This is a genomic window from Acidovorax soli (assembly GCF_900107605.1).
Classification (GTDB): Bacteria; Pseudomonadota; Gammaproteobacteria; order Burkholderiales; family Burkholderiaceae_C; genus Acidovorax; species Acidovorax soli.
The window spans coordinates 1-10,317 of the sequence record NZ_FNQJ01000055.1 but is presented as its reverse complement, the minus strand read 5'-3'; the positions used below and the strand labels follow the sequence as shown (position 1 = coordinate 10,317).

General features: G+C 68.6%; 10 protein-coding genes. 3 read left to right on the top strand and 7 right to left on the bottom strand.

All coding sequences use genetic code 11. The features are described 5' to 3' along the window. Window positions 1-323: 323 nt before the first annotated feature. Genes BLW02_RS18815 through BLW02_RS18795 form a run of 5 tightly spaced genes read right to left on the bottom strand, consistent with a single transcriptional unit; the run spans window position 324 to window position 4,218 of the window. Window positions 324-959 (bottom strand): 3'-5' exonuclease, encoded by a 636-nt coding sequence (locus BLW02_RS18815; RefSeq protein ID WP_092701533.1) that lies wholly within the window; start codon window positions 957-959, stop codon window positions 324-326. Then, on the bottom strand, window positions 956-2,776 hold the full coding sequence (locus BLW02_RS18810) for a DUF294 nucleotidyltransferase-like domain-containing protein (RefSeq protein WP_092701529.1): 1,821 nt from the start codon (window positions 2,774-2,776) through the stop codon (window positions 956-958). Before BLW02_RS18810 ends, BLW02_RS18815 begins: the two co-directional genes overlap by 4 nt. Window positions 2,777-2,819: 43 nt before the next feature. Then, window positions 2,820-3,461, bottom strand: a complete 642-nt coding sequence (locus BLW02_RS18805; protein ID WP_092701526.1) for a 2-hydroxychromene-2-carboxylate isomerase — start codon at window positions 3,459-3,461, stop codon at window positions 2,820-2,822. After that, entirely contained in the window at window positions 3,458-3,733 is a 276-nt protein-coding gene (locus BLW02_RS18800) for a DUF1289 domain-containing protein (protein WP_092701523.1), read from the bottom strand. The genes BLW02_RS18805 and BLW02_RS18800 overlap by 4 nt, the downstream gene beginning before the upstream one ends. Further along, window positions 3,730-4,218 (bottom strand): YbaK/EbsC family protein, encoded by a 489-nt coding sequence (locus BLW02_RS18795; RefSeq protein WP_092701520.1) that lies wholly within the window; start codon window positions 4,216-4,218, stop codon window positions 3,730-3,732. The genes BLW02_RS18800 and BLW02_RS18795 overlap by 4 nt, the downstream gene beginning before the upstream one ends. Before the next feature lie 110 nt (window positions 4,219-4,328). Between BLW02_RS18795 and BLW02_RS18790 the strand changes: the two genes are divergently transcribed. Beyond that, complete coding sequence (locus BLW02_RS18790; protein WP_092701517.1) at window positions 4,329-6,050, top strand: diguanylate cyclase; 1,722 nt, start codon at window positions 4,329-4,331, stop codon at window positions 6,048-6,050. Window positions 6,051-6,352: 302 nt separating this feature from the next. Here the strand turns inward: BLW02_RS18790 and BLW02_RS18785 are convergent, their stop codons facing one another. Together BLW02_RS18785 and BLW02_RS18780 are read right to left on the bottom strand one after the other, a co-directional pair. Next, window positions 6,353-7,261 (bottom strand): hydroxymethylglutaryl-CoA lyase, encoded by a 909-nt coding sequence (locus BLW02_RS18785; RefSeq protein WP_092701514.1) that lies wholly within the window; start codon window positions 7,259-7,261, stop codon window positions 6,353-6,355. A 100-nt stretch (window positions 7,262-7,361) separates the two neighbouring features. Next, on the bottom strand, window positions 7,362-8,279 hold the full coding sequence (locus BLW02_RS18780; protein WP_092701511.1) for a LysR family transcriptional regulator: 918 nt from the start codon (window positions 8,277-8,279) through the stop codon (window positions 7,362-7,364). A gap of 110 nt (window positions 8,280-8,389) precedes the next feature. Between BLW02_RS18780 and BLW02_RS18775 the strand changes: the two genes are divergently transcribed. Both BLW02_RS18775 and BLW02_RS18770 read left to right on the top strand, forming a co-directional pair. Beyond that, window positions 8,390-9,373, top strand: a complete 984-nt coding sequence (locus tag BLW02_RS18775; RefSeq protein WP_092701508.1) for a 3-hydroxyacyl-CoA dehydrogenase family protein — start codon at window positions 8,390-8,392, stop codon at window positions 9,371-9,373. After that, on the top strand, window positions 9,370-10,218 hold the full coding sequence (locus tag BLW02_RS18770; protein ID WP_092701505.1) for a beta-keto acid cleavage family enzyme: 849 nt from the start codon (window positions 9,370-9,372) through the stop codon (window positions 10,216-10,218). Before BLW02_RS18775 ends, BLW02_RS18770 begins: the two co-directional genes overlap by 4 nt. Window positions 10,219-10,317: the final 99 nt, after the last annotated feature.

Below are 10,317 nucleotides of genomic sequence, written 5' to 3'. Positions count from 1 at the left end.
GCACCGCACCCCTTCGGGGCGAGCCGTAGGCTCGGTGAATTGGGGCTCTGACCCCAAAAACCCGTCGCAGACAGCAGGGTCGCCTTTTCTTTGCTCACTTTCTTTTGGCGAAGCAAAAGAAAGTGAGGCGCCCGCCGGGGCGAGACCCGGCCCCCGCACTCAACACAAGCACCCCGCCAAAACCCACGAACAAGCCAAGGCTTCGACAAGCTCAGCCCGAACGGCCGGGGAAAAATCTGCTGTCAAAAACAATAGCTACCCGCGCTTGATACATAAGCGCCATAGGCAAATACGCCAAACAACGCCATATCGCCAAAATCGACTCACCCCCCACGCAACTGCCGCAGCTTGATGAAAGCCAACGCCGCCATCACCGCATCATTGAGCGCGTCGTGCGCATCGCGCCGGGGCAATCCCAGATCGTCCATCAACGTTGCAAAACGCAGGTCGATGTCGGCGTTGGCCTGCTGCTGGTAGGGCGGCAGCTGCCGGAACTTGTGCTCGTAGTACAGCGCCGAAACTTCAATTTTGGGCTGCGGCAGGCCCATGCCCAGCAGGGGCCACAGGGCGCGGTTGAGCATGGCCACATCAAATTCGAGAAAGTAACCCACCAGAGGGCGGCTGCCGATGAACCGCAGCAGCTGGCCCATGGCCTCGGTGATGGGCAGGCCCTGGGCCACGTCGGCGCTGCGCAGGCGGTGGATGCGCACGCTGTCGGCCGGCACGCCTTTATCGGGGCGCACCAGCAGCTCCAGCCGCTCGCTGGTCAGGATCCGGTTGCCGGCGATGCGCACGGCGCCGATGGCGATGATTTCATCGCTGCGCCGGTTCAGCCCCGTGGTTTCGCAGTCCAGCGCCACCCATTCATCGGGCGGCGCTGGATCGAACAGGAAGGCATAGGCCGGGTCGGCCAGGTGGTACTGCAACCAGGCGCGCCGCAAGCATGCGAACGGGTTCACAGCACGTCCAGCTTCAGGCGCTGGTGCAGCAACAGCTTGAAGCGCTTGACCACCGCCAGCGCGTCCTTGAGCAGGTCGCGCTCCAGGCTGCTCAGGCGCTCGGGATCGACGTTGCCGGTGACCGGGCGCCCGGTGTCGAGCTCGGCCAGGCCGGCCTGCAGGCGCAGGCCCATCAGGAAGTGCAGGCTCTGCACCAGCGCATCGCCCAGCGCCGCGTCGATCACGCCGGCCTCCGCCAGCGCGGCGATGCGCTCGGCCGTACCGGTGGCGGCCACGCGCCGGGCCAGGGCCAGGCTGCGCACGCCGTGCACGATGGGGAAGATGCCCGCTTTCTTGAGGCTGATGGCACGGCCTTCGTCGCTCAGGCCGAACAGGCGGCTCCACCATCCGGCGGGGCCACCGAAGTTGTCCACCGCCGCGACAAAGCGGGCCAGCATGGCATCGTTGTCGGTGGCCAGCGCCATCACGCGCTCACGCACGGTGGCCAGCAGCGTGGCATCGCCCGCCACCGCATGCGCATCGAGGAAGATGGCCAGCTGCATCAGGCTGTCGCCCTCGGGCTGCAGCAGCCACTGGCGCACGCGCTGGCTGAAGGCACTGACCGTGCCGCGCCAGTCGGGGTTGCTGACCATGATGCGGCCGGGGCACTCGGGGTAGCCGAAGCTGGCCAGCACCTCGGAAAAGCGCTGGCAGATGGCGTCGAGGCCGGGCGGCGCGGTGTAGCCGTCGCGCAGCACCAGGCCGTTGTCCTGGTCGGTCTTGAGCAGCTGCTCGCCGCGCCCCTCGCTGCCCATGACGAACAGGCAGCTGTTGGCCACCAGGTCGGCTGGCGCCACCATGTGCCAGGCGCGCTCGAACAGCCGGGCGTTGAGCTGCTGCACCAGCCGGGCCATCAGGCCGATGCGCGTGCCGCCACGGTACAGCGCCGCGATCAGCCGCGTGATCTGCGCCGCCGCCTGCGCCAGCGCCGGCAGGTCCTGTGCATGCTCGATCTGCACCGTGATCAGGTGCGAGTGGTTGGCCAGGAAGCTGAACAGATCCAGCGCCTCCAGGATGCCGCGCACCTGGCCGTCGTCCTCCACCACCACCAGACGGTGCACGCGGCGGCGCAGCATGAGGGCCATGGCATCGCCCAGCGGGTCCGATGGCCGCACGGTGACCACCGGGCTGCTGGCCAGCGCACCCACCGCCAGCTGGGCCAGTGGGCGGCCATCGAGGATGGCGCGCTGCAGGCTGGTGTTGGTGAAGATGCCCAGCGCCCCGCCGGGCAGGCCCGTGACCAGCACGCTGGTGGTGCGCTGGGACTGGAACAGCCGCACCACCGAGACGATGTCGGTGGCGGCATCCACGGTGTGCGCCGGGCGCAGGAAGGCCTGGTCCACGCGCGCCAGGGTGAGCGACTGGCGCTCGTGCTGGTCGGCCCGCTGCGCCAGTGCGCTGAGCTTCTGGCCCAGGTCGGAAAACAGCAGCGCGCCAAAGGTGGTGTTGCGCGCGATGAGTTCGTTGACCGCCGCGCGCGCGAGCTGGTAGGCCACCACCTCCTCGGCGGCCACAAAGCGGCTGCCCACGCGCCCGGTCATCAGGCCACAGCCGTCAAAGCAGTCGTCCGGGCCGTAGGTGGCCAGCACCTCGTCGCCCTCGGTCTGGGTGACATGGCCCTTGATGATCACGAACAGGTGCGTGGGTGCCACGCCCACGTCCAGCACCACGGCACCCTCGGGGAAGTAGGCGATGTCCACGCTGGCGCGCACCAGGCGCTGCTCGTCCAGGCTCAGGCAGTCGAAGGGCGAGGCGTTGAAGTTGAAGGCATTGGGCATGGTCGGGCGATGCGTGGGCCGTGCGGTTGAACGGCCACTCCATTCAACCCGGCAGGCCTTGCGCCACGCTTGCAGCGGCGTCCCAGTCGCGCTCGAACCAGCAGTCGCCTTCGAGGCAGGCGCGCAGCATGGGCAGGCTGTCATAGCCCCAGAAGACCTTGCCATCGACCTCGAAGGCCGGCACGCCGAACACGCCGCGCGCGGCGGCGGCCTCGGTGTTGCTGCGCAGCAGCGCCTTGGCGCGTGCGCCGTCGTCATCACCGGGCTTGCGCTGCGGCTCCAGCGCGGCCGCCAGTTCCGTGAGCCGCTGTGCATCCAGCGCCTCGTGCCCGCCCTGCCAGACATGGCGAAACACGGTGCCCGTGACAAAGCGGTTGATGCGGCCGTCCTCGCTGCAGGCCAGGGCCTGGCGCAGCAGCGGCAGCGGGTTGAACGGGTGGCGCGCCGGCATCGCCAGCGGCACGCCGATCGAATGGCCCAGCCAGACGGCATGGCGGTAGGTCCAGGCGCGCTTGGGCACAATGCCGGCCGGCCCCGGGTTGCCATGTTGCTGGAGCAGCGCGCCCAGCAGCACGGGCCGGTATTCCACGCTGTGGCTCAGGCCCTCCAGCACCTCGGGCAGGCGCTCGAAGGCCAGCCAGGCGTAGGGCGAGACAAAGTCCAGGTAGAACGTGATGTGCTTCATGGCAGCTCCTTGGCCACGCCTTCCGGGGGAAAGGGGATGCCGGCGCGCTGCGCCAGCCGCGCCCAGATGGCCAGGCGCTCGGCGCTGTCGGCCTGCGCCCAGGCGCGGATTTCGGGGATGGTGCGAAAGCATCCTTCGCAACGGCTGCGGTCTTCGGTCATGCGGCACACCGAAATGCAGGGCGAAGGGACCACCTCCTCGGACCCCGCATCAAAATAGCCCGCAGTGCTTAACAGATGTGCGCGAGCAGCTATTGCTTCTGCAGTACTCATGCCCCCACCTCTTGGGCCACGTCCACCACCGGGGCGCCGGTCAGGCGCTGCAGATCCGAGGGGTGCAAGGGGAACACGCCGTGCGGGTGCCCGGCCGCCGCCCACACCACGTCAAAGCGCAGCAGGTCCTGGTCGATCAGCGTGACCGGCGGCGTGGCATGCGCGATGGGCGACACGCCACCAATCGAGAAGCCCGTGCGCTCCTTCACAAACGCGGCATCCGCCCGGCCGACCTTGCCCACGTGGGCCTCGACCTTCTGCTCATCCACGCGCCGGTCGCCCGAGGTGATGACCAGCACCGCCGCATCGTCGCTCTTGCGCCGGAAGATGATGCTCTTGGCCACCTGCCCCACCAGAATGCCCAGCACATCGGCCGCCTGCTGCGCGGTGCGCGCGGCGTCGTCGAGCATGCGGGGCATGTGGGGGTGGCCCGCGGCCTGCAGTGCGGCGGCCACGCGTTGGGTGCTTTCAGGAAAATCGGTCATGACAGGCAAGGCAGTGCGCGCGCCGCGTGACAGGTGCAGCCAGAGGGCACACACCGCCGGAACGCAGCGTACACACGGTTACAGTGTGAAACTTGTTCCCTCCATTGTCCATGAAGCTGCTCCGCGCCTGCCTGCTCCTGTGCTTCCTCGTTGCCAAGCTGGCCGTGGCCGGGGCCGCGCCCATCGTCCTGGATGACCACCCGCAAGGGCTGGCGCTGCAGGAGACCGGCCAGCTGCTGTGGCTCACGGATGACAGCGGTACGCTGACACTGGACGAGGTGCTGCAACCCGCCCACGCCAGCCGCTTTCAGCCCGCTCCGCCCACGCAACGGCATGGCGACAGCGCCCAGCCCCACTGGTTCAAGGTGGTACTGGAGCAACGCGCCGAAACCGGCGACTGGGTGCTGGCCACACAGACCACGGCGCTCAAGGACGTGCGCTTTCATGGCCCCTTCGACGCCACCGGCCGGGCGCTGGCGCCGCCGGTGCACACCGGCCTGTCGCAGCCGTTCGCCACCCGGCCCCTGGGCAGCGAGCGCTATGTGATGCGCCTGCAACTGCCCGGCCCTGGCCTGTACACCGTCTATGTCCGGCTGCTGGGCGAAACAGCCCCCAGCCTGGGCCTGTCGGTCTGGGACACCGCCGAATACCTGCAGTGGCGCCAGCACAAGCGGCTGTTCGACGGCATCTGCTACGGCATCCTGATCGCGCTGCTGGTCTACAACCTCGTGCTCGCAGGCATCTTCCGCGATGCCACCTACGGCTTCTACATCGGCCAGTGCGCCTTCGCGCTGCTGACGCTGGCCAGCTTCAACGGCCACGCGGCGCATTACCTATGGGGCCACTGGCCCTGGTGGCAGGAGCGCGGTCACGTGGTGCTGCCCAGCCTGTGGCTGCTGTTCGGCGCGCTGTTCGCGCGCAGCTTTCTGGACACGCGGCAGGTGCCGTGGCTGGACCGTTTGTTGCTGACCTGGGGCCTGCTGGCGGCATCGGTGGCCGTACTGGGTCTGCTGGGCCAGTTCGACGCCGCCCAGACCGCCAACGAGATCGTCGCCAGTGCTGGCGCCCTGCTCGCCACGGTGGCGGCCGTCATCATCCTGCGGCGCGGCTTCATCCCCGCGCAGTGGTATCTGGGTGGCCAGGTGTTGCTGTTCCTGTCGGTGCTGGGGGTGGTGCTGGTCAACTGGAGGGTGATCGATGCACCGTTCCTGCTGGCCAACGGCCTGCAGATCGGCGTGGCGGCCGAGCTGGTGGTGTTCGCCATCGCGCTGAGCCAGCGCATCAGTGGCCTGCGCACGTCCCAGGCCGCGCTGCGCCTGCATGCCGCCCACCTGGCACAGGCCGCCGCCACCGACCCGCTGACCGGCCTGGCCAACCGCACCGGTCTGGCGCATGGCGCCACGCCGGTGCTGGCCGATGGCGCTGCGCACGCCCTGATGCTGCTCGATCTGGACCGCTTCAAACCGATCAACGACACGCACGGCCACGACGCGGGCGACGCAGTGCTGCGCGCCGTGGCCACGCGCCTGCAGGCCCAGTTCCGCGCCGACGACATCGTGGCCCGGCTGGGGGGCGACGAATTCGTGGTCCTGCTCGCAGATCCCTTGCCCGACGAACAGTTGGAGGTGCTGGCCCGCCGCGTGGACAGCGCGGTGCGCCAGCCGGTGGATTTCCAGGGCCAGGCACTCACCGTGGGTGCCAGTACGGGCATCGCCCGCAGTCCGCAGGATGGCCGCACACTGACCGAACTGATACGCTGCGCCGACCAGGCCATGTACCAGGCCAAGCAGACCGGCAGCGGACATGCCTTCTGGAGCCAGGCGACGAGCTGAGAACCTGTTGACGATCTCGCAGGGGATCGCGTTGGAGCGCAATCGGGAGGAGTGGATGCTTCGGGTGCGCCGCATGGGCTGGTGCCCATGCAAGCAGCCGGGGCGGCCTTGTCGCCCGATTTCGCTCCAACCCTTGGGGCAGCGGTCTTTGCGGGCGGTCTGCGGCGTTGCGGCGCTTGTGGATAGCCGGGCTATCCACTGCGCACCGCGCCTTGCGCCCCCTCCCGCAAAGGCCGCTGCGCGACCCCTGGGAGATCGTAAACAGGCTCTCAGAACCTGGAGCGGGGATGCGCCCCGGCGCGTCAGTGCTTGCGCCGGGTGAGCAGGGCCACGGCCACACGCGAATTGGGCTTGCGGCCCAGAAAATCGCTGATGTAGGCCCCTGCATCGATGAGCAGGTCCAGGTCGATGCCTGTCTCGATGCCCATGCCTTGCAGCATGTAGACCACGTCTTCGGTGGCCACGTTGCCGGTGGCGCCCTTGGCATAGGGGCAGCCGCCCAGCCCGGCCACGGACGACTGGAAGTTCCACACGCCCAGCTCCAGCGCGGCCAGCGTGTTGGACAGTGCCTGGCCGTAGGTGTCGTGGAAGTGGCCCGACACCTCGTCGATGCCAAAGTGCTGCAGCGTGGCCTCCAGCGCCTTCTGCACCTTGCGCGGCGTGCCCACGCCGATGGTGTCGGCCACGTCCACGCGCTGCACGCCAATGCCCTGGAGCAGGCCGGCCAGGTAGGCCACGCGTTCGGGGGCAATATCGCCTTCGTAGGGGCAGCCCACGGTGCAGCTCATGGCGCCGCGCACGCGGATACCGGCGGCCAGCGCGGCCTCCACCACGGGCGCAAAACGCTCGATGCTCTCGGCGATGCTGCAGTTGATGTTGCGCTGGCTGAAGGCCTCGCTGGCCGAGCCGAAGACCACGATCTCGTCGGGCCGGTCCAGCACCGCCGACTCAAAGCCCTTGAGGTTGGGCGTGAGCACCGAATACGCCACGCCCCTCTGGCGCGTGATGCCGCTCATCACCTCGTGGTTGTCTGCCATCTGCGGCACCCATTTGGGCGACACGTAGCTGGTGACCTCGATCTCTTTCAGGCCCGCCTGTTGCAGGCGGTGCACCAGCTCGATCTTCACGGCGGCGGGCACCGGGGTCTTTTCGTTCTGCAGGCCATCGCGGGGGCCAACGTCGATGAGGCGGACGCGGGAAGGAATGCTCATGGGGGCTACCAGGTGAAGAGGTCAGTGGAGGCTTGATTGTCCGGCGTGCGCGCCGCCAGGGCCACCCCATATCCTGCCAGACCACTCACGGGACGTGCCATCAGCCGCCCGGCGTGCCGGCGCCTTCCACCTCTTGCCGCAGCAGGGCCACCATCTCCTGCGCTGCCAGCGACAAGGGGCGCCCGCGCAGCGTGATCAGCCCGATGGGCCGGTGCAGCACGGGTGCCTTGAGCGGGCGCGTGACCACCTCGGGCCGGCGCACCACCTGGGCGGCCAGCTCGGGCAGCGCACTCACGCCCAGTCCCGCCGCCACCATGGCCGCGATGGTGGCCAGGTGCTCCACCTCATAGCGCGGCGCAAAGCGGATGCGGTGGGTCAGCAAGGCCTCTTCCGCATACTGCCGCACGCTGGTACCTGCGGGCATGGAGATGTGCGGCAGCTCCGCCACGTCCGCCCACGCAACGGCGCTGCGGCCCCGGGCCAGCGGGTGCGCGCGCCCCATGAGCAGCACGAAGCGGTCGGACACCAGCGGGGTGTAGTCCAGGTCGGCATAGGCGGGGTTGGCAGCGGTGAGGGCAAAGTCCACCCGCCCGGCCCGCACCATGTCAAACGCCGGGCCGGCCAGGCTGTCGAACAGCTCCAGCTGCACGCCAGGGTGCAGCGCCGCAAACCGGGCAAACGCGCGCGGCACGGCTCCGGCTGCCAGCGACGGCAGCGCCGCCAGCGCAATGCGGCCCACCTGCAGCTGCGCCACCTCCTGCACGCGGCGCACGGTCTGCTCCATCTGGTGGCGCAGAAACCGCGCCTGCTCGGCAAACACCTCGCCCGCCAGCGTGAGCTGCACGGTGCGCGTGGTGCGCTCGAACAGGCGCACGTCCAGCATTGCTTCAAGCCGCGCCACCGTGCCCGACACGGCCGACTGCGACAGGTGCATCTGCAAGGCCGTGCGCCGAAAGCTCAGCGTCTCGGCCAGCGACAGGAACACATCCACCTCGCGGGCAGACCAATTAATCTTCATAGCCGATCAGTCTATCGAAAAAGACGTCTGGACCGCGCAATGCAGGCCGCCTAGACTGAACTGAACGCTCGCATACCGCTTGAGCAGCTTGAAAACGACAAGGAGACACGATGGAGAACAGTTCGCCGCGCAAGGCACGCACCGTGGTGGTGGGTGGAGGCACCATGGGGGCCGATGTGGCCGTGGTCCTGGCCCGGGGCGGCGCGCAGGTGACGGTGGTGGATCCCCACGCTGCACGCCGCGACCATCTGCTGCCCCACATTGCCCAGGAGCTGGCCGCTGCAGGCCAGACCACCCATGCCGGCCCGGTGCAGGTGTGCGCCAGCCTGCAGGAGGTGGACTGGACGGGCGTGGTGCTGGTGGTGGAATGCATCACCGAGCAGCTGGCCGCCAAGCAGCAACTGTTTGCCGAGCTGGAAGCCGTGGCGCCCCCCAACGCCGTGCTGGCAAGCAACAGCTCGGGCTTTCCCATCAGCGCCATTGCCCAGGGGCTGGCCACGGCGCAGCGCATGCTGGGCCTGCACTTTTTCATGCCCGCCCACCTGGTGCCGTTGGTGGAGGTGGTGCTGGGCGAGCGCAGCGACCCGGCGCTGGGCCAGTGGCTGCATGCCTTCATGCGCGGCTGCGGCAGCGTACCGGTGCTGGTCAAGAAAGACAAGCCGGGCTTTCTGGCCAACCGCATGCAGCATGCGCTCTCGCGCGAGGCCTTTGCACTCATCGACGAAGGCATTGCCTCGCCGGAGGACGTGGACGCCGCCGTGCGCTTTGGCTTTGGTTTTCGCTTCCTGGCGGCCGGGCCGGTGCTGCAGCGCGACCACGCGGGCATCGAGATCCACACCGCTGCTGCCGCCACCATGTACCCCACGCTGTCGAACACCGACGTGCCCGCCCAGGCGCTGCGCGACAAGGTGGCCCAGGGCCATCTGGGCATGAAGACCGGCAAAGGCTTCTTTGACTGGCCCGAGGACCGCAAGCAGGCCGAGCGCACGCGCTACGACGCGCTGCTGCGCCAGGGCCTGGCCCTGCTGGCCAGCGAGCTGCCCGCCATCGAGCCCCCCACTGATACCCCATCGACCACCGGAGCCCGCGCATGAGTGCATCGCCAACCACCCCCAGCCAGTGGGCCGACCCGCTGATCGTGACCGTGGCGCCCAACGGCGCCTACAAACAGCCCGCCGACCACCCGGCCGTGCCCATCACGCCTGCCACGCTGGCCACCAGTGCCAAGGCCTGCCTGGACGCAGGCTCGGCCATGCTGCACATGCACATCCGCGACGCCCAAGGCCGCCACAGCCTCGATGTGGAGGGCTACCGAGAAGCCCAGCGTGTGGTGCGCCAGGCCGTGGGCGATGCCATGGTCATCCAGATCACCAGCGAAGCCGCGGGCGTTTACCAGGCCCCGGAGCAGATCGCCATGGTTGAAGCCCTGCAGCCCGAGGCCGTGTCCATCGGCCTGCGCGAAATCGACAAGCCCGAGATCGGCGAAGCCGGGCTGCAACGCTTCTTCACCGGCCTGGCCCAGCGCCGCACCATGGTGCAGGTCATCCTGTACGACGTGGCCGACCTGCGGCGCTGGCAGGCCTTGCGCGCCAGCGGCGTGGTGCCCGATGCGCCGTGGTTCCTGCTGTTCGTGCTGGGCCGCTACAGCGCAGGGCAGACCTCCAGCCCGCGCGACCTGCTGCCCTTTCTGAACGCCCACGACGGCAACGAGCCCTGGGCCGTGTGCGCCTTTGGCGCCGCAGAAAACGCCTGCGTGGCCGCCGCCGCCGTATTTGGGGGCCATGCCCGCGTGGGCTTTGAAAACAACCTGCTGTGCAAGGACGGCAGCGTGGCTCCCGACAACAGCGCGCTGGTGCGCCAGGCCGTGGAAGCCGCCGCAGCGCTGGGCCGCCCCCTGGCAACAGCAGCCGACATCCGGCAGCGCTTTGGTGCGCCCTGAGAGCCACCCCTTTCAAGGTCTTCAGAGCAGACCGCGCTAAGCTGCTGATTACTATTGAAATCGGGAGCAAAAAATCTGGCAGGCTGTTGTTGAAAGATT

Excerpts from the sequence above, each read along its gene's own strand:
- BLW02_RS18810 (WP_092701529.1), bottom strand. The coding sequence starts at position 2,776 with ATGCCCAATGCCTTCAACTTCAACGCCTCGCCCTTCGACTGCCTGAGC.
- BLW02_RS18805 (WP_092701526.1), bottom strand. The coding sequence starts at position 3,461 with ATGAAGCACATCACGTTCTACCTGGACTTTGTCTCGCCCTACGCCTGG.
- BLW02_RS18800 (WP_092701523.1), bottom strand. The coding sequence starts at position 3,733 with ATGAGTACTGCAGAAGCAATAGCTGCTCGCGCACATCTGTTAAGCACT.
- BLW02_RS18795 (WP_092701520.1), bottom strand. The coding sequence starts at position 4,218 with ATGACCGATTTTCCTGAAAGCACCCAACGCGTGGCCGCCGCACTGCAG.
- BLW02_RS18790 (WP_092701517.1), top strand. The coding sequence starts at position 4,329 with ATGAAGCTGCTCCGCGCCTGCCTGCTCCTGTGCTTCCTCGTTGCCAAG.
- BLW02_RS18785 (WP_092701514.1), bottom strand. The coding sequence starts at position 7,261 with ATGAGCATTCCTTCCCGCGTCCGCCTCATCGACGTTGGCCCCCGCGAT.
- BLW02_RS18780 (WP_092701511.1), bottom strand. The coding sequence starts at position 8,279 with ATGAAGATTAATTGGTCTGCCCGCGAGGTGGATGTGTTCCTGTCGCTG.
- BLW02_RS18775 (WP_092701508.1), top strand. The coding sequence starts at position 8,390 with ATGGAGAACAGTTCGCCGCGCAAGGCACGCACCGTGGTGGTGGGTGGA.
- BLW02_RS18770 (WP_092701505.1), top strand. The coding sequence starts at position 9,370 with ATGAGTGCATCGCCAACCACCCCCAGCCAGTGGGCCGACCCGCTGATC.